Origin of the sequence: Mesorhizobium sp. AA22 (assembly GCF_001672375.2) — a bacterium.
In the GTDB taxonomy this organism is placed as follows: Bacteria; Pseudomonadota; Alphaproteobacteria; order Rhizobiales; family Rhizobiaceae; genus Mesorhizobium; species Mesorhizobium wenxiniae.
Map to the genome: position 1 here is coordinate 6,372,207 of NZ_CP048406.1, position 18,290 is coordinate 6,390,496.

The following is an 18,290-nucleotide window of genomic DNA, read 5'->3' on the forward strand; positions in this document are numbered from 1 at the left end:
TCAAACTTTCAGCCCGCGCCGAAGTTCCACACGGAAACAAAAAAGGCCCGCTACGCCTTCAGCCGCGCCGCTCCAGCACGCCAAACAAAATAGGGGCCCGCACCCCGAGGGGATGGGAAGGACGTGGGCTGATCGGAAGGGGGGAGTCCGATCTTTCAGCCCTAGGGCAAGTGCTGCACGACCCGAACGCCTTTGGCTCGGCCAGGGTTCCGGAAGGAAGACAAACCGCCTGCTGACGAGCCACCGTCCTAACGGTCGTCTCGAAGCCCAACGAAGTTCTACTCGTCCGTCCTCCCGCCGTATAATTTGCAACAATCCGAGACGCGAGCACTTCAGGTCGTTTCTCAGATTGAGCCTCCGCGTCACCCCCAGCGGGCTTGGCGTGCCGTTCAGGAACAACAACGCCCAAGCCAAGTTTGGTGGTCCAGGAGGTTACGACAATGCGCATACTGAGAACATTGTTTGGATACTTGTGGCGCTCGAACAGCAAGTCGCCGCCCGAGCTTGCACCGCCTGTCGACGCGATCGTTCGGCTGCTGAAAGAAAAACAAAAACTCGCTACAAAGAAAGGACTTGGTCGACCAGATCAGAGTGCTAGCGGCTGACCGCGCTGCACGCGGGGTACGGCATCGCAGCTTGGGACGGATCGGTATCATGCCCGGCTAGTCCTGGGTCGCTGGCGCATGGACCACGGCGCTTCTTCACGCCCGACTGGAAGGCAGCCGAAGCCCCGGTTCGAAGCTTGGCTGTGCAGGAGCCGGAGCTTGCCATCGGGACTGTGCCCGGCGGCAGGCACGGGCATGCGGAAAGACCTTCTCCTGAGGTCAGCCACCGCTCAATTCTGGCTGGCAGGTGACGACATGTCTTTACGTTGCAAGGCCCCGCACAGCTTCAAGACCCCGCGGGAAGCCGCTGCGGTTACTAAAATCCCGGGCTTGCCGGCGGCCGCGAGCGTGCCGGGCGCTTACCTTTTGCGCGGTCAATAAATCGATGAGTGTCACGCCGGCAACGAGCACCAATGCAAGTCCGACGTTGCCACGTTTGGGATTGTCATGCCGGAACGCCCATAGGAGTGTTGCGATGTCAAGCCCATCACCGGCCACACGGCTCCAAAGTCCCGAGTGTTTGTCCACCGACAAGGACAGAATGCCGCTGCTGACTTCTCGCGCTCCGTAGGCACGGATCACGCCTCCCTTGCCAGGCAAGCCGAATGCGCGGGCGATGCGCTCGGAGGCTATGAGTTCGGCAATGCCAAGCGCAATGCTGAACCATCCGAGTTTGCGCGCTACCATATCGGAGGGCGCGAGCGCCTTCGGGCCAGATTTTACGACCCTTGGGTCGCTTGGCCATCTGCTGAGATTGCCGAATTTGCTAGGCATGCTCATGATCCTATGGTTTCAGTACGACTTTGACGCAACTGTCCTGCTTGTCGCGAAAGAGCTTGTACATCTCGGGTCCTTGTTCGAGCCCGGCAGTGTGGGTGATGACAAACGACGGGTCGATCTGACCTTCTTCGATGCGGCGCAGTAGATCGTCGGTCCAGCGGTTCACATGCGTCTGGCCCATCCTGAAGGTCAGGCCCTTGTTCATCGCTTGGCCCATCGGGATCTTGTCGACGAACCCGCTATACACGCCCGCGATTGAAATGACGCCGGCTGGCCTGCAGACATAGATCATTTCACGCAGCACATGGGGCCGATCGCTCTCCATCAGCATCATCTGCTTCGCGCGGTCATAAACGGTGTCCGGTTGACGGAAGGACACGTGACTTTCCATCCCGATGGCGTCGACGCATTTATCTGGCCCATTGCCGCCTGTAAGCTCGTTCAGCCTTTCGACAACGCTCTCCTCCAGGAAGTTGATGGTAATCGCGCCGCCCGCTCCGGCCATGGAAAGGCGTTCGGGCAGGCAATCTATACCCACGACCTGCTTGGCACCGAAAAGAATGGCGCTGCGAATTGCCATCTGCCCCACCGGGCCACAGCCCCAGATCGCGACGGTGTCGGAGGGCTCGATTTCGCACTGGACAGCAGCCTGCCAGCCAGTTGGCAATATGTCGCCAAGGAAGAGGACCTGCTCATCGGAGAGCCCGACCGGTACCTTGATGTGCGTTGCATCGGCAAATGGTACGCGAATATACTCAGCTTGTCCGCCCGGGTAACCGCCAGTCAGATGGGTATACCCAAACAGCCCAGCCGTCGTGGGACCGAACGCCTTGTCGGCAATGTTTTTGTTGCGGTTGGTACGTTCGCAGACCGAAAAGTTCTTGCGCTTGCACTGGTCACATTCCCCCCAAATGATGGTGAAGGGAACGACGATGCGGTCTCCCTTCCTAAGCGCGCCGTTTACCCCGGATCCAACTTCCACCACCTCACCCATCATTTCGTGGCCCATAATGTCGCCGGGCAGAATTGCCGGAATGAGGTTGTGATAGAGGTGCAGGTCCGAGCCGCAGATCGCGCAGCTCGTCACCTTGACAATGACGTCGCGCGGATCCTCGATTTCGGGATCGGTAACCTCGTCGCAACGTATGTCTTCTTTTCCATGCCAAACCAGCGCTCGCATGCTTAATCTCCCGTGGCCCCCGGTTCGCGGCGTCGTAGCAGCTTCCGCGGCGACCCTCATGTGGCAAAACGGGGTTGCGGAACCACTGCTTCTTGCACCCGAGAGCGAGCCCGGCCGCCTTCCTTCTGGCTGCGAATTAGCTTCGGGGTTCAACCCGCGAGGCAGCATCCATGTTCCCGCCTCCGTTAAAAAACTTAAGCCCGGCTTTTGAACGAGGGGTTGATGGCAGTGTGGGGCCGTCGAGAAGGCGGTGGCCGCCCTGCCGGACATCGTCAACAAGGTCAAGGAAGCATCCAACGTTCCCTGCTTCGCCGTGGCGGTGGTGCATGGCGGCAGATGATCATTGACCAAGGCTATGGCCTTCGCAGCAACCGGGATGACACCCTCTAAGGTCAGCAGCACCACCATCTTCCAGGTCTCCTCGGTGTCGAAGGCGATCTCGGCCACAGTGGCCGCCATCGCCATGACGAAGGACCACAGCTTCGGGCGACGCCACCATCGGCGAGCTCTTCGTTCCTCGCTCCGGCCTGCGTCCGGCGGCGGGCCGCGAGCTCGAGGATCTCGGTCCAGCGCAAGCAGATCATCGTCCCGCGGCTGATTGGTCGGCTCGTGCTGATCTGGGGCTTTCCGCTGTCGCTGTGGCTGCCGAGAGACGCAGGGTTCGAGCGATAGATGAAGCCCTGGGCAATTCCTTGGGGGTCTATGGCGGGCGAGGGTTTCCAAGCACGTCCGGATCGGCGCGAAGACTCGATGCGGATGCATATCGCCAATGGTAGCGCCAACCCGTTTGATTGCCGATTTTGTGCCGGGATGCTTGGAGTCTAGCACGCCAACGGTGCATGAGCTTTTGGACAGCAACCGTCGAATGACTGCTGAGCCTGAGAACTTGGGGTCCATCTGATAGCGAGTCATTTGGCCAAGTCTAGCAACGGGCAATTGGAATGCCGACCACAGATGCCTAAGCCGCTATCGACCAGCCGCTGCCGTTTCGTCCCAGAAAGAATCCACAAAGCCGTAGCCCCCCGGATTCGCGACTTGCTCAGGAAACCTCGCAATGCACGCATTGCTAGACAGTGCGGCACTCTATTCTCATGGCGCACGATCCGATCACACGCTGGGCAAGGCAACGGTTGCCGCTTTGCGACGTTGCTGAAAGCCGAGCGTCGGCAACTGTGCCGCCCAACGGAACACCGGGCGCGTCGCGGCCGTTTTGTCCCAGGATCGGAAGGTGAGACGTGGATAGAGTGACCTCCAATGCCGGAAAGGCTGAGCAGTGCGAACTTGCAACAGGAGGAGAAGCCGAACCGCCAGCTGCCGCGGTAGCTGCGGCATTGGTCAGCGCGTTGGAAACCACTCGAAATGGGGACATGCTCCATATCGCGAGTTCCGAACGCAGTGCCGCTGACATCACACAGGCATTGCGCCACTTCCTCCCAGCAGCTGACATCCTGTATTTGCCGCCGTGGGATTGCCTGCCATACGACAGGGTGTGGCCCACTCGCGCCACTATGGGACGGCGGGTCAGCGTTGTTCATGCTGTTGCGGCCGCTACGAAAAGACCCCGCATCACGGTTACTTCGGTCGAATCTGCCGTGCAGCGGGTACCGCCTCCCTCGGTAATCGGCCAGGGTTTCGCCACCCTGCAGATTGGGCAAAAGGTGGACCCGAGGGCACTTCGGGTATTGGCTGAGAGAACTGGCTATGTTGTCGACGATCGGGTCGATGAACCAGGCGAGATAGCCATCCGCGGCGATCTTATCGACGTTTTTCCTGCTGACCGTGATCGCCCTATTCGTGTTGTACTGGGTCCTGGCGGCACCATCTCCGAACTTAAGGCATACGACCAAATCACTCAACGAAGCGAGCGATCGCTGCACAGAGTCGTAGTTGGCCCGGCGTCTGAGCTTATGTTGGAATCCGGCAACGAGTTCGACCCTGCAGCGATGCGCACCATCCCGATGGAGGAACGCCTGGTCTCGCTCTACTCCGACTTGCCGGCGCTCTTCGATGTCGCATCAACAGCTAACATCTGCTTCCTGGATGGATTGGAAGAAATTTCGCTCGCTCGCGTCTTGGACCTCATAGAGGAGGCGTGGCGCGGCAGGCGGCAAGTTTCCACGGTGGCGCGGCCCGCGGCGAAACAATTTTATTTGTCGCGTGAGGAATGGGACGACTCGCTACGGGATCGCCAGTGCCTGCGTCTTAGGATCCCGGTTGGTGGAATTCCCAAATTCTTCCACCTGCCGCGAGCCGGGCACGAATTCGCCGAGTTCGCCCAGGCGCGCACAAGCTCGGGGTTTAGTGTGGTGGTCACGGGCGAAGCTTCGGAACTGCGCCGAGCAGAGCGGCTGCTCGACCGTAAGTTCGGTCGCAAGATGGACCCGGTCGCCGATTGGCCGCAAATCCTCTCTGTCGAAAGAGGCTCTCTTCTCAAGGCGGAATTCGATCTCACGGATGGCTTTGTCGACGGGCCATCCCGAATTGCAGTTGTTGCGGCAGCGGACATATTCGGCCCGTCATCGACTGCAAACGCGGACTCCGGCAACGGGATAGCCGAACCCGAACTGCGGCTCGGCGATCTGGTTGTCCATGAAGACCATGGCGTGGGCGTCCTTGCCGCGATCGAACAAATTGAAGTGGCTGGCCTGCAACAGGATGTTGTGAAGCTTGAATATCATGGTGGCGCTTCCTTGCTGGTTCCAGTGGAGGAGTTTGGCCGTATATGGCGCTATGGATCCGAGCCAGATGCGATAGCCTTGGACCGACTAGATGGTGAAGGCTGGAAGAAGCGGCGCCAGTCTGCAGTCCGCGAGATCGAGAAGGTCGCCAAGCGGCTGGTCGCCATTGCGAAGGCCAGGTCCAGCCAGTCCGCCGAATTGATCAAGCCGCCGCGTGCCGACCTTGCTCGCTTCGCGGCGCGATTCCCTTACCCCGCGACCCCCGACCAAGCCGCCGCAATCCGAGCCGTGATGGATGACCTGTCGTCGGGCAAAACGATGAACCGGCTGGTCTGCGGCGACGTCGGCTTTGGAAAGACGGAGGTGGCGCTTCGGGCGTGTGCCGCGGCCGCATTCTGCGGCAAGCAGGTTGCTATCGTTGCGCCCACCACGGTGCTCGCGCGTCAGCACTACGAGACGTTCTGCCGGCGTTTCGCAGGGTTCAACATCCAAGTTGCTCACCTTTCCAGGGTGGTCGGATCGACAGAGACAAGGAATGTGAAGGACGGCCTGAGAAGCGGTGACATTGCAGTCGTCGTCGGGACCCATGCTGTTGCGGCCAAAGGGGTGGCCTTTAGCGATCTCGGGCTGCTCGTAATCGACGAAGAGCATCGGTTCGGGGCCAAGCTGAAGCAATCACTGCGAGGGTTGGCGCCATGCCTCCACACTCTGACCATGAGCGCTACGCCGATACCCCGCACGCTTCAATTGGCGATGGCGGGCGTGCAGGAAGTCAGCGTCCTGAACACACCACCTGCCAAGCGGCGTCCGGTTCGCACCATCTTGGCTCCTTTCGATGCCGGTTCGGCCAAGGCTGCTCTATTGCGCGAATACCGCCGCGGAGGACAAAGCTTCTTTGTCGTACCACGCATAGATGACATCGAGACTGTCGTTGAACAACTGGGCAGGCTGGTTCCGCAGCTCTCGGTGAAAATCGCGCATGGCGAAATGAAAGGGCGTGAGCTGGACGAGATAGTTGTCCGGTTCGCCGCAGGCGAAGGCGACATTTTGTTGGCCACTGACATCATCGAAAGCGGACTTGATATACCGCGGGCCAACACCATTCTCGTTTGGCGGGCCGACCGTTTCGGACTTGCACAACTCCACCAGCTTCGGGGTCGAGTAGGCAGAGGAAGGGTTCAAGGCATTGCACTTCTCTTGACCGAGCCCGGCAAGGAATTGGCTGAAGCCACAAGGTCCCGACTTTCGGCTCTTGTAGCTCTTGACCGGCTTGGCTCTGGCCTGGCCATCAGCCAAAGGGACCTCGACCTACGCGGCGCCGGCGATCTTTTCGGCGAAGAACAGGCGGGCCACGTCAAGCTCATCGGCGTCGGGCTCTATCATAGACTGCTCGAGCGTGCCTCATCGGTTGCTCGAGGCGGGCCCGGCTCTGACATGCACCTTCCAGACATCAACTTGCAGGCCGGAGGGTCATTCCCAGAAAGCTATGTGCGGGAGCCAGCCATACGCCTCAGCCTGTATTCGCGGTTGTTCCGCATCAGCACGCATTTAGACGTCAACGCATTTGCCGACGAGGTGGAGGATCGCTTTGGAGCCATGCCGAGCGAAGCGGCCACGCTGCTGGAGGTTAGCCGACTGCGAATAGATGCAGCGAAGTTAGGCTTGAGCCAGGTCGACGTAGGACCCGAAGCGATTGCGATCACCTTTCGCACAAAGGTCTCCGCATCAGTCCGGCAGAACATTTTAAGGCTGGACGGGTTCGAATTTCGACGAGGCCGCTTGATCTGCAGGCCGTCAAACAAACCAGGCATCGCAAAACTCGAGGTTTTACGAAGCGTGATCGGTTCCATTCGCTCGGCACATTCGGCACGTGAGCTGAACGCGAGACCGATTACCGGTCAAAGCACAACCGGCAATGGCCCCTAGCGGTTCTCAAGCTCCCGGTCTGAGATTGAAGGCATCCGAAACGACCTGCCCCAGCGCTCTCAACGCGAGCCTGTCGATTCTTGCCGCAGCCTGTATGCTCGCACGTAGGTGCCGAATGGTGCCCACACAGGCTCGAATTTCCCCGTCGACTGTTTTCCCGGGGTAGGCATTCAGCGCAGCCTACCACACCAACATCAACCAGCGGCGCAGCAGGTCTAGATCAACGTCGGTGAGGTCAGGTCCCTTAGGGAGGCTGTGGTGAGTGACAATTTCCCCAGATGACCCAAGACCGTTTCGTACCCGCCTCCTTGCAGACGCCTTGTGCCACCCACAGCCACGTCAACCACGGTGATGTCTCTATCAGCCGGTCAGCGGACCTCCTTGCAGCACGGTTTTCAATTGCTTTGCAGCGGCTGTCAAAGCGTCTCGGTCATTCCCGGTGGCTTTTATTAGCTCGCGGACCTGCTCTGGCGTGATGCCGTTCTCGCGGGCGAAATGTTCCACCTCATAATCCTCGTCGACGGCTACGCGGTTACGGTCGCGGAAATCACGCTTGGTCTTGTCATCGGCCATTTCGTCCTCCTGCGGCTTCGATCAACGGCAACGCTGGCAAGTGACTTTCGTTGCGCCGGCGCGCCCGGGGAGGGCCGGTCATGACTACTTTGCCTCCTGGGGAAGGTTGTACGGCTGACGCCTATGGACATCTCCCAAGGGCGGATCGTGGCGGGCAGATGGGGAGCGACTGACAGCGCGTTGGTCTAGGAATGCCAGAAAGGCACCTGTTGACGACAGCGAGCATGCTGACCACGTTGTCACCGAGGGATGGCAAGAACGTCATCAGATTTCGCAGGAACAATCGTCAATCGAGCGGGTTGGAGGGTCCGTTGGCGAAAACATGAAGGAGGACGAGATGAACATCATGAGAACGGCCATTGCGGCCGCTGCGGTCGGACTGATGGGCTCGATCGCACTTGCTCAGACGGCAAAGATATCGCCGCAGGAGTTCGCGACGATGGCGGCCAGCTCCGATTTTTTGGAAATCCGTTCAAGCGAGCTGGCGATGCAAAAGTCGCAAACAGCCGCCATCCAGGAGTTCGCGCAGATGATGATCAACGATCATACGAAAGCGTCCAAGGACCTGATGGCTGCCGCGCAGAAAGACGGCGTCACCGTCCCGGCTGAAATGACAAAGAAGCACGCCAGCAAGGTCGAGGCACTAAAGACCGCTGACAACGAAGCTTTCGATGAAGCTTATGTTGACGCTCAGGTGGCTGCTCATCGGGAAGCGCTTGCGCTGATGAGCTCCTATGCCGAAAGCGGAGACGCCGCGGCGTTAAAGGCACACGCGCAAAAGACCGCTCCCATTGTCCAGAGGCATTTCGAGCACGCTCAGCAATTGGATAAGGCTAAGTGACACGGCCAAAGACGCGGCATGGGACTCTTCGGACCATGAAAAGGGATGTAGCGGGGTGGCCATGCTGGCCCCTCGCTGCTGGTGGTCCGGCATACAAACACGTCCGAGCCGAGCACCCGCCTAAGCGAAGTTCCACGCACGATCTGTCTTCTCTTCGCGATTCGATCTCTCTAGGCGTCGTTTAGCGGGAGCCAACGCTTTGCCCTCCTACACGAACGGGCGCATGAGATTCTGCCGCCAGGACCGATCGCCGCGTCCGGCGAGCGAGTCGAGATAGGCCGTCCGGTTCGCAAGCGGAAGATCACGCCGAACGGGCGAGACGAGTTCCGCCAGGCGCGCGATGCGCTCGCTTGTGCTCGGATGCGTCCGGACCCAGTGCAGCCACCGTGCCCCGCGCGAGTCGAAACGCTCCCAATCATCTCCCTGTATGGCTTCGATCCGTCGCAGAGCAAGGGCCAATGCCTGCGGATCGCCCGTGAGCTCCACGGCCCCTGCGTCGGCCAGGAACTCCCGCCGCCTTGAAAGCGAGAGCTGGAGAAGATCGCTGACAGTGGGCGAAAAGGTCAGGAGCAGAATGCCCAAGGGCGACAGAAACTCGCCCGTCGCCCAGAGCACCGGCAGCAGCGCGAAGAGCAGGAACAAGCCGACGCTCGACATCACCTGCGTCATGGCTCCAGCCGTCGCCGCGAGCCGCATGATGAAGATGTCGCCGTGGCGGATATGGGCGATCTCGTGCGCCAGAACAGCAGCGAGTTCCCGCGGCGGGAGCGTCTGGAGCAGACCGCTCGTGACGGCGATGGCGGGATCTTCCCGATCGCCAGCAGCCATGGCCTGCAGGACGGGCGAAGGCAGCAGGTGGAGAGTCGGCGCGCGAGGCAGGCCGGCGCGGCGCGCGAGCTCTGCGATCAACATGACGAGTTCAGGGTCACCTGTGCCGATCCAGGACGATGGCCCCATATGCCTGCCGGAACAGGGCGCCGCCGGAGGCGGAGCCGACCAGGAGGGTGATACCGGATAGGATGAGGCCGAAAACAATGCCGTCCGGCCCGCTGATCACGTACCCTGTCCATGCGGCGAGTGCCATAAGGCCGATGAGAATGATGACCGAATGAAGCCTGTTTAGCGCGCGCTGCTGCCTCAAGGCTTCGCTGTCGAGCAGGTACACTGTAGGACCGGGAGTTTGTTTTCGGCGCTGGCCCACTCTTCACCTATTTTGCTGCGATTTCACAGCGCTCGTTTTCAGATCGAGCTTTGGACACAGTATAAAGCTCGGCACACCATTGCCCCTCCGATCGGAATGCGGACGCCAACAGACCGACAGTAAGGCGAGTACCACCCGGCCCTGGTTAAGCTAACGCGCAAGGAAGAGGATGCGAGATGGCAGGCAAAGATTGCGAGCAGTTTATCGACGATTCCGTCTACGCGGCGAACGTGGAGTCACGCGCGGAAGCGCTCGCAGTTTCGGTGCCATCCGGGGCGGGATGCGGATCGTCGAAGTGCGGCTGCTTCTGAAAATACAAATTCGACATAGGAGGGCGGCCTAGGAGCCCCCTTTTCTGAATCACTCGGCTAGCGCCTTGATAATCGGCGTGGACCATAGGATCAGTATGAACGCGATACCCGACCAAAGCATCACAGTATCCCAGTTGCGATAATCCCGGCGCATCTCAGGCGTCCCTGACAATACATCTATTTGTTACAGAATCCCGCGCTCAAAGCCAGATCCTCCGAAGTGCACGAAGGAGGGCTGTATCTGTCCCGCCGTCTGTACCGCCGGGTGACGCGCCCAGCAAAAAAGTTGGTGAAAGCTGGATCGAATTCAAGAGTTTCTGTTGCCGAGCAGTAGAAAAACCGCCGTCCCCGTAGCCAGATAAGGCGCAATCACTTGCTGCCAAATCATGTTGCTCCTCCGAAGCCGCAGGCTCGCCCTCGTTTACTCCGCGACCTGTGTCGCCCTCCGCTGAAGCTCATGCAGGTAATTGAGCCGCCCGCTGGGCATGCGCTGCCGCGGCGAAGATGAAGCGCTTCTCGTTGCTGAGAATTTCGAGCCAGTTCGCAAGATAGCTTGCGTGGTCGTGCCTAGGCTCGAGCTCCGGAACGATGCCGAGGAAGCAACCGCCCAGATCGGCCAACGAGTTCTTCGTGGGCCCTGAAGGAGGGATCCTTATGATAATGGGAGAGGTTGCGATCAAGCCGTTTCTCTGAGCCGACCCAGTGGGTCAGTTCGTGCCCTAAAGTCGCACAATAGCTCGGCTCGTCCCGGAAGCTCGAACGGAGGCATTTGCACAAAAACCAGAGGCGGAATGAAATAGGCCTTTTCGCCGCCATGCCGGACGTGCACGGCGGCCCGTCAGCCGGGGCGATGAGGGTCTCCGGCACCCGGAAGGGCCGGAACGACAGTGGAGGACAGCAAAGCCGTTGCGGGCGGCCCCGGACCCGGCAGGAGCGTCGTCCGGTTTTCGCGCTTTACGCGTCGTTCGCGATAGTTCGCCAACCCCAGGAGATCAGCGCAGGGCTGGCGACCTTGGAGATTTCGGAAGCTTCTGGTGTGCATCCGCCTCTTGTCAGTGCATGGAAGATCCTGGAATTGGTATCCGCGGCTACAAGGCAATCGTGGAAAGCGTGTTTAAGGAGATCTCGGACGCCGCCCGATCGGGGGCGGAACCAGGATACCGGGCTTCGGCAAGGTTAACGTAGCCGTCGCGTGAGGGGCGCAACCCGTCGACCGGCGCCACGATCAAAATCGCCGCCTCGAGAAAGCTCACCTTCGCGCCGGCGAAGGCGGTGAAGGATTCGTTGAACGGCTGACCGCCCTGGCGGCTCGTTCCGGTGGGCCGAGATCGTCGAGAAACTAAAGGCTGCGGTTCGCGAACTGCATCGTTTGGTAGGAAGCCGATCTTGTCAACCTCGGCGCCTCGGGGCGTGTGCCGGTCCAACGACCCATCACGAGAATGAATCGACCCGGGTCCACCGAGTCAAAGCTGTCATTGGACGGCGGACTCCGTCTGCGCGATCCTGTTGGCATGGTTGCGCAACGCTATCGCCTCTATATCGAACGCATGGACGCGAGTCGGAACATGGCCCGGTTCTATGCGCTGTCGATCGAAGGGACGTTGTTCGGGCAGACCTGCCTCGTGCGCCGATGGGGTCGGATCGGAACGACCGGTCGCATGGTCCAGCACTCCTTCGATGACGAGGGCGAGGCAGTGGGCCTTTTCCTGGAACTGTTGTGCGCCAAGCGGCGCCGCGGCTATCGACCAAAGTTTGGCGCTCGGCATGCAGAAACGGCCCCGTCGGCGTGACGGGACCGAAGAGGTCAGGCCTGGTTCGCGAGCTCTATCAGCACGTCGCCGTGGCACCCCTGCGGCGCGCACCAGCAGACCAGATCGCGGCCGCGGAGTTCGTCGATCGCGTCGAGCAACTCGGGTTGCGACGCGAGCCACGCGCGATATTTCTCGATGACCTCCTCGCGTGAACCATCGCGGCCAATGACGAAGGGATTTCCCCATTTGCTCGGCCGCCCGATATAGACGCGCCCGGGAGCAGGCGCTTTCCCGACGATGCGGGCATTGAGAACTTTGCACATCCTCGGTGCTCCTTTCTGCATGAGGGATGCCCCGCCTCGCGGGCGGGGCCATCACATCCGGGTTCAGAACGGGATGTCGTCCGTGCCCTCGGTCTGGTTGCCGGCGCCGTCGCGCTTGGGCCAGGCGAGGAAGTCGATGGCGTCGGCGATGATCTCGGAGCTGAAGCGCTCGATGTCGTCGTTGTCCGTCCACCTTGTGTAGTGGATGCGCCCGCGCACCGCGACCTTCATGCCCTTGATGCAGTGCTTCTGCACCGTCTCTCCGAGGCCGTTGAAGCACTTGATGCGGTGCCATTCGGTGTCCTGCTCGGCGTAGCCGTTTTCGCCCTTGACCACCTTGCCGTCGGCCCGCTTCGGGCGGGAGGTCGCCAGCCGGAAGTCGGTGATCTTGGTGCCGCCGCGGGTGTTCACCATTTCGGGGTCGTTGCCGATGTTGCCGGCGAGAAAAACGATGTTGGTCATTTCCTGTCTCCATCTTGCTCGTCCGGGGGACCGTCCCTCCGAACGAGACCCGGCCAAGGACAGCGGGAGACGCCTGCAACCGGAGCGGAACGCGACGGCTCGCCCCCAAGGCAAGGAGTGGTGCGGGCAGGCGCGAAGCGCCAACTCGGTCCGCCGCCGCGCGGGGTTGCTTGCGGAAACCGAATGGACTTAGGGGCTCATTTCGTTCCGGAGGGATTGTTCACCGGCAGCTCAGATGGGCGGGATTTGGCACAGCCGTTTCCACTGCCGGCATTCGCGCCGTTCCGGGGAATCCTGACCCGCGAGACGCGGCCGATCGCTGAAACCCGGTGACCCCTGCCCCCCGGCGGGCTGACATCAAGATGAGGCCTTGGGTGCCGGCGCCGCCGAGCAGCGTCACATGCTCCGCGACATTGGGCTCGGCAACGTCCCTGCGAGGGGATGTGGCCCTGCCTTCGTGGGCTGATGAGTGCACCGTGCGCGAAGTCACGGACATCATGGCGGTGGACGGCGCCGAGGTCGGAACTGGCCACCAGCCCGATCGCACGACGCCGCCGTCGCTCGCTGGCCTCGTCGCGCCAGCCCCAGACCACCTTACGGCGACCTTTCCTGCCTGGTCGCGGATCGATGCCGCTGCGATGTGGCGGGCTGCACCCAGCCGTCGAAGCGATAGAGGATAGAGGTTGCCGGAATGGATCGCAGCATCCTGATAGCTGACCGTCCAGACGAAACCGCATTCGTGGCAGAGCGCCGGGACGAGAAGGCGCGCCACATGCGCACATTACGCGGCACAGATCGGGCCGGGCTGCGCATAGTCGCGACAGCTCGATGGCTTCGTGGCGGCTGCACGCCCGCTCCGAGCGAGAGGGTGCGCAGGCGGATCGGGGAAGGTGCGTCACCTTCCCCGCCGATGATGGATGCGTGGAGCATCAGGCGGCCTCGCGTTCTTCCGAGGCCGCCGGCTGAAGGCCGTGCAGGAAGGCGACGGCGCGCTGAGCGTGAGCAGCGGCCGAGAAGATCGCCCGCTTGTCGTCGGCGAGCACCTTCAACCAGGAATCGAGATAGCTCGCATGATCCGGACGCGGCTCGAGCTCCGGCACGATACCGAGATCGGCGCAGAGGAAGCAGCTCCCGAGCTCGGCGATCAGTTCTTCGCGTGCCCGCTCGCTGCGATCCTTGGCGTAGCGGCTGAGGTCGCGGTTCACCCGATGCGGCGCCGAAGTCCAATGCGTGGCTTCATGACTTAGGGTCGCCACATATGCCGCGGCGTCGCGGAACGTCTGGAAGGGCGGCATTTGGATGTGGTCGGTTGCCGGCGAGAAGTAGGCGCGATCGCCGCCATGCCGGATCATCGCGCCGGTATTGGCGAAGAAGCGATCGGCATGTTCGATGCGCACAATCGGATCGCGAACAGGTTCCGCCTTGTGCCCGCAATAATGGTCGGGCAGACCGTCGATCTGCGCGACGTTGAAGACCGAGTAAGCTTTGAGGAACGGGATCTCCCGATCGAATTCCTCACCAGCGGAATCCGTTTCGGTCTTGGTGAAGCGGCTGGCGAAAACGACCATCGAGCCGGTCTCGCCCTTGCGGACGGCGCCGCCAAGCTCGAGCGCCTGCTTGAATGTCATCCACATCGGGCTGACAAAGTCGCGCGCGATGGCCTCGGACCACAGAAGCAGCACGTTCATGCCGCTGTAGGGCAGACCGTTATGCCGTAACGGCCGTGTAACGCGGCCGATGGCATTGGCAGAATGCCATGGCTGCATCCAGGGCCGGACACCCGTCGCGAGCTCCGCGACGATGCGGTCGGTGATCCGCGCGTAGATGTCGATGCGCGGTCCTTTTCCTTCTTTTCTGCTCATTTTATGAACCTCCGGTTCTGGAGGCCGCGCCGATCGCGGCCCCGTCACGGGGTCCGCCGCGGCGGAGCAGGAAGGCTGGCTGCGCACCCGACCGGGGTCCCCGTCGTGCCTGCACGATGGGGTGGTCATGGGCCGCAGCGGGAGCGGAGGACGGCAACGCCGTTGCGCCGACCGCCTGGCTCCGCCAGGACCACGGGCAGGACGGGGCGGCGAGCGGGCGCCAGAAAGGAAAAAGACGGCGCGGGGGGCGCCGCCTGAGGGCAGTCGGGAGAAGGTCGGTTAGTGAACCGACCGGCCGCCGCTATAGGGATCGTACTCGAAGAGGATCTCGACGTCGGCGTCGTCGAGCTCGTCGGCCGGCAGGACGCCGAATTCGTCGTCGACCTGGAAGAGAACCACGGGGGCCATGAGGGTGCGGGCGAGGTGCCAGGCGGCTTTCTTGGCGAGGGTGAGATCGTGGGACATCTGAGGGCTCCATCTTGGGAAGCGGGCCAATTCCCGCTCGATGGCTCCGTCAGTGTGCGGCGGCGGGCGCGATCACCGCGAAGGCGTGAGCCGAGCGGCCGCAGCTTGCTAGATCCCATGGGTGGAGGACGGCCAGCGGTTCTGCAAAATGAGGTTGCTGGACAATCAACGTACCTTGGAGGCGACCGCGCTATGAACGCAACTGTGAATCCTGCGCCCATCCAGACCGATCTAGGCGCCATCTTCGTTTCGCTCGAACTCAGCCGCTCCACGTGGTTGGTGACCTCGTTGTCACCGGCAAGCGGAGAGAAGATGTCAAAGTTTTCGGTCATTGCCGGTGATGCTGCGGATCTCCTCTCACGGATGTCAGTCCTTCGGGATAGGGCCTTGCACAGAACAGGGCGTGCTTACCCGATCATCACAATCCAGGAGGCCGGTCTGGATGGCTTCTGGCTCCATCGTTTGCTGACGAGAGAAGGGATTGAAAGCAATGTCGTAGATCCAGCGTCAATCACAGTATCCCGCCGGCGGCGGCAGGCTAAGACTGATCGACTTGACGGCGAGACGCTCCTGCGAGCTTTGATGGCACACAAGCGAGGTGAGCCGCGCGTTTGCGCAATGGTGCACGTCCCATCACCCGAGGAAGAGGATCAGCGGCGAGTTTCCCGCGAGCGCAAGACACTGACCGGTGAGCGCGTTACACACGTAAATCGGATCAAGGGACTGCTGTATTCACAGGGAATATCGGGCTACGAGCCGCTGCATAGAGACCGCCGCAAGCGCCTCGACGAGTTGAAGACTGGAGACGGGCGCGACATACCTGTCCACCTGAAAAGACAGGTCAGCCGAGAGCTGGATCGCCTGGAGCTGCTGCTCGAACAGATCAAATCTGTAGAAGCCGAACGCAATGCGCTCCTTGGGTCTCAGGTCAAGAAAGCCAACCAGCCTCAGGTCGAAATGCTCCTGGGCATCAAGGGAATTGGCGCTGAGGTCGCAACGATTTTGTGGACGGAGGCACTATATCGCCATTTCGATAATCGCCGCCAGATAGCCTCCTACGCGGGTCTTGCCCCTACGCCGTGGCAAAGCGGTTCAATCGATCGAGAAGAAGGCGTGTCGAAGGCCGGCAATCCCCGACTCCGGGTCACGCTTGTTCAGACGGCTTGGCTCTGGTTGAGGCATCAGCCGAATTCCGCGCTCTCCAAGTGGTTTCGCGAGCGTACGCAAGCCAATCATGGTCGTCGGAAGAAATCGACGATCGTGGCGCTGGCGCGAAAATTGCTCGTGGCACTTTGGAAGTACGTGACATCAGGTGTGCTGATGGAAGGCGTCATCACAAACAAAGTCTAAGTTCTCAATCCTTCTCGAAATCTACCGGGACCTGATCAGTTCCGGCAGATCCAGGTCGACGAACCGGGGGTCCGCATGGCTAACCGCCGTTTTGCTAGAATGGTCTCGCCGTCCTGAGCCTGGCCGCCGTATGCGGGATATTGGTGCAGCCGAATTTTAACGGCGACCGGATGTGAGGTTGATAGGCTCAGCTGTGAGCCGTGTCATGGAATTGGCTCAGACCTGGATTCTGAAATTCTCCGGAGGTTAGCATGCAGCCTTGACAACAAACGTCCCATGTGAGCGGACCCCCTGCGGGTTGATCGTGGAAGATCCGCCGCCGCACCAGGAAAGCCATCACGAGAGAGCGGGATTGGAGCGCTGGCGCAGGGGCCTGATGCCACGGTGTCTTGTCGCCAATGCTGGCGTCATCGCCGGGCGAGTGCTATATGTCTGACTAGCTGACTAGGTGTGAGACGATGGGCAAGCAGACACAAGTGACGAAGAAGGCGCGGACGGCAACCCGTCCGGCGACAGGACGGTGGAAGCTCGAGGACGCGAAGGCGCGATTCAGCGAGGTGGTGCGCCATGCCCGCGAAGAGGGGCCGCAGCGTGTGAGCGTTCGCGGCCATGACGCAGTCGTGGTGATGAGCGTCGAGGAGTTCGATCGTCTCGTGCCGGAGAAACCCCGTCTGCCCTTTTTGCAGTTCATGGAGAGCCTGCATCTCGACGGCCTCAACCTCGAACGCGAGATGGATCGCGGCCGGGACGTGGAACTGTGAGGGGATGGCTGCTCGACACCAATGTCGTGGCCGCTCTGATCAATCCGCAGGGTGCGCCGTCGGTGAAGCGTTGGGTCGAGGGGCAGGACGAGACGAGTTTCCATATCAGTGTGCTGACGCTGGCCGAATACGACAAGGGCATTCACAACCTGCCCGACGATCATCCGGATCGACCGCGCTACATGGCGGCGCGCGATGCGCTGGCGGAGCGGTTCGGTCATCGCGTGCTGTCGCTTGAGGACGAGGTCGTGCGGCGCTGGGGCCGGATTTCCGGGGCAGGCAAGCGCGCAAGTGGCCATGCGCCGCCGGTGATCGACACGCTGCTCGCGTCGACGGCGATCGAGCACGATCTCTATCTGGTGACGCGGAACGTCAAGGACACCAGGCCGTCAGGTGCGGTCGTGTTCGATCCATGGAATGACGATGTCGAGAAGTTTCCATTGAGCCCGCGCAGTTGACAGGCGAAATAGCGGCATAATGGAGGCCGGCCCCGGTAGGGCCCCGAATCGCTGAGGTAAAGACAGGCGGGGCCGGAACCCCGCCGCAGTCAGCGGCTCATCGGAGCGCCGCCATCTGGAGTTCTGCCGCCTTGCGATCGACGCTTTGCCCGGGGTTCTCCACCGGCCGTTCGAAGGGCTTCCAGACCTCGCCGACGACCTGTTCATAGGCATTGACCGCGCCCTCCGCGGCCATACGCAGCGCGTGGGCCTGGAGCGCCATGTCGGCGGCGAACTCCCGCTTGCGCTGGGCGGCGCTGTCGAAGCCGACCGGGCCACCGACATCCTCGTCGCGATCATCGCAGGCGGCCTTGGCCGTCGCATCGCGGCCTCGGTCACGGAGCGGCTGTAGAATTGGCCGGCGCCATGAGCGGAGCCGACATACGCTCCGACGATGCGCTGCAGGTGTATCTGCATGGCGCGTTCGCCAAGTCCCTCGTCGAGCGCTGCGGCCGTGTCGACGATGAGCTTCTCGTGCAGTTCGCGGATGCCGTCGCTGTCGAGGGCCGGCAGGCCGAAGCTCCTCGGAGATGAGGGAGCACTGTGCGGCATCGGGGCAGGCGAGCCGGACCATCTGGATTGTGGTGCCCTTGCGGAGCGGGACGACGCGGGCGCTGGAGCGGAAACTTGCGGCTTTCTTGGTCATGGCATTTTCCCTCTTCGGTTCCCGAAGCTTGGACCGGCCCCCATGCCGGCCCTCCCTCGGGCGCGGACCGACAGAACC

15 protein-coding genes and 3 pseudogenes are annotated in these 18,290 nt (G+C 61.5%); 7 read left to right on the plus strand and 11 right to left on the minus strand.

Going from position 1 to position 18,290, the window contains the following annotated elements:
* Nucleotides 1-866: 866 nt before the first annotated feature.
* Together A9K68_RS30080 and A9K68_RS30085 are read right to left on the minus strand one after the other, a co-directional pair.
* Nucleotides 867-1,379, minus strand: a complete 513-nt coding sequence (locus tag A9K68_RS30080) for a hypothetical protein (RefSeq protein WP_348626645.1) — start codon at nucleotides 1,377-1,379, stop codon at nucleotides 867-869.
* A 10-nt stretch (nucleotides 1,380-1,389) separates the two neighbouring features.
* Nucleotides 1,390-2,565 (minus strand): zinc-dependent alcohol dehydrogenase, encoded by a 1,176-nt coding sequence (locus A9K68_RS30085; RefSeq protein WP_065008901.1) that lies wholly within the window; start codon nucleotides 2,563-2,565, stop codon nucleotides 1,390-1,392.
* Nucleotides 2,566-3,800: 1,235 nt separating this feature from the next.
* Here A9K68_RS30085 and A9K68_RS30090 point away from each other — a divergent pair.
* Nucleotides 3,801-7,169, plus strand: coding sequence for a DEAD/DEAH box helicase (locus tag A9K68_RS30090; protein ID WP_245430162.1), 3,369 nt, complete (start codon nucleotides 3,801-3,803; stop codon nucleotides 7,167-7,169).
* A 360-nt stretch (nucleotides 7,170-7,529) separates the two neighbouring features.
* Here A9K68_RS30090 and A9K68_RS30095 read toward each other — a convergent pair whose 3' ends face one another.
* Nucleotides 7,530-7,742, minus strand: coding sequence for a DUF3606 domain-containing protein (locus tag A9K68_RS30095; RefSeq protein WP_065008854.1), 213 nt, complete (start codon nucleotides 7,740-7,742; stop codon nucleotides 7,530-7,532).
* A gap of 337 nt (nucleotides 7,743-8,079) precedes the next feature.
* Here A9K68_RS30095 and A9K68_RS30100 point away from each other — a divergent pair, with 337 nt between their 5' ends.
* Nucleotides 8,080-8,583 carry a DUF4142 domain-containing protein gene (locus A9K68_RS30100; protein ID WP_095780348.1) on the plus strand — a complete coding sequence of 168 codons (504 nt, stop codon included), beginning with the start codon at nucleotides 8,080-8,082 and terminating at the stop codon, nucleotides 8,581-8,583.
* Nucleotides 8,584-8,790: 207 nt separating this feature from the next.
* On the opposite strand, the gene A9K68_RS30105 is transcribed toward A9K68_RS30100, so the two are convergent.
* The 3 genes and pseudogenes from A9K68_RS30105 to A9K68_RS30115 all read right to left on the minus strand — a co-directional run.
* Nucleotides 8,791-9,495: a zinc metalloprotease HtpX gene (locus A9K68_RS30105; protein WP_065008855.1), complete on the minus strand. Its 705-nt coding sequence runs from the start codon at nucleotides 9,493-9,495 to the stop codon at nucleotides 8,791-8,793.
* Between the two features lie 13 nt (nucleotides 9,496-9,508).
* Nucleotides 9,509-9,748 (minus strand): hypothetical protein, encoded by a 240-nt coding sequence (locus A9K68_RS30110; protein ID WP_065008856.1) that lies wholly within the window; start codon nucleotides 9,746-9,748, stop codon nucleotides 9,509-9,511.
* A 768-nt stretch (nucleotides 9,749-10,516) separates the two neighbouring features.
* Nucleotides 10,517-10,918 (minus strand): annotated as a pseudogene (locus A9K68_RS30115) (zincin-like metallopeptidase domain-containing protein); the annotation flags it as partial.
* Nucleotides 10,919-11,187: 269 nt separating this feature from the next.
* Here A9K68_RS30115 and A9K68_RS30120 point away from each other — a divergent pair.
* Both A9K68_RS30120 and A9K68_RS30125 read left to right on the plus strand, forming a co-directional pair.
* Nucleotides 11,188-11,391: pseudogene (locus A9K68_RS30120) on the plus strand (HU family DNA-binding protein); the annotation flags it as partial.
* A 215-nt stretch (nucleotides 11,392-11,606) separates the two neighbouring features.
* Nucleotides 11,607-11,885 (plus strand): WGR domain-containing protein, encoded by a 279-nt coding sequence (locus A9K68_RS30125; protein ID WP_065008858.1) that lies wholly within the window; start codon nucleotides 11,607-11,609, stop codon nucleotides 11,883-11,885.
* A 14-nt stretch (nucleotides 11,886-11,899) separates the two neighbouring features.
* Here A9K68_RS30125 and A9K68_RS30130 read toward each other — a convergent pair whose 3' ends face one another.
* From A9K68_RS30130 to A9K68_RS30145, 4 genes are all read right to left on the minus strand, one after another.
* Entirely contained in the window at nucleotides 11,900-12,169 is a 270-nt protein-coding gene (locus A9K68_RS30130) for a DUF4326 domain-containing protein (RefSeq protein ID WP_065008859.1), read from the minus strand.
* A gap of 63 nt (nucleotides 12,170-12,232) precedes the next feature.
* Nucleotides 12,233-12,631: a single-stranded DNA-binding protein gene (locus A9K68_RS30135; protein WP_065008860.1), complete on the minus strand. Its 399-nt coding sequence runs from the start codon at nucleotides 12,629-12,631 to the stop codon at nucleotides 12,233-12,235.
* A gap of 929 nt (nucleotides 12,632-13,560) precedes the next feature.
* Complete coding sequence (locus tag A9K68_RS30140; RefSeq protein ID WP_065008861.1) at nucleotides 13,561-14,493, minus strand: zincin-like metallopeptidase domain-containing protein; 933 nt, start codon at nucleotides 14,491-14,493, stop codon at nucleotides 13,561-13,563.
* Between the two features lie 279 nt (nucleotides 14,494-14,772).
* Entirely contained in the window at nucleotides 14,773-14,958 is a 186-nt protein-coding gene (locus A9K68_RS30145) for a hypothetical protein (RefSeq protein ID WP_065008862.1), read from the minus strand.
* Between the two features lie 192 nt (nucleotides 14,959-15,150).
* Here A9K68_RS30145 and A9K68_RS30150 point away from each other — a divergent pair, with 192 nt between their 5' ends.
* The 3 genes from A9K68_RS30150 (at nucleotide 15,151) to A9K68_RS30160 (ending at nucleotide 17,527) form a co-directional block, all read left to right on the plus strand.
* The gene (locus tag A9K68_RS30150) at nucleotides 15,151-16,308 is read left to right on the plus strand and encodes an IS110 family transposase (RefSeq protein WP_065008863.1); all 1,158 of its coding nucleotides are present in this window, start codon (nucleotides 15,151-15,153) and stop codon (nucleotides 16,306-16,308) included.
* A gap of 458 nt (nucleotides 16,309-16,766) precedes the next feature.
* Nucleotides 16,767-17,069: a type II toxin-antitoxin system Phd/YefM family antitoxin gene (locus tag A9K68_RS30155; RefSeq protein ID WP_023801727.1), complete on the plus strand. Its 303-nt coding sequence runs from the start codon at nucleotides 16,767-16,769 to the stop codon at nucleotides 17,067-17,069.
* Complete coding sequence (locus A9K68_RS30160) at nucleotides 17,066-17,527, plus strand: type II toxin-antitoxin system VapC family toxin (RefSeq protein ID WP_065008864.1); 462 nt, start codon at nucleotides 17,066-17,068, stop codon at nucleotides 17,525-17,527. Before A9K68_RS30155 ends, A9K68_RS30160 begins: the two co-directional genes overlap by 4 nt.
* A 97-nt stretch (nucleotides 17,528-17,624) precedes the next feature.
* Here the strand turns inward: A9K68_RS30160 and A9K68_RS30165 are convergent.
* A pseudogene (locus A9K68_RS30165) lies at nucleotides 17,625-18,212 on the minus strand (hypothetical protein).
* Between the last annotated feature and the right edge of the window lie 78 nt (nucleotides 18,213-18,290).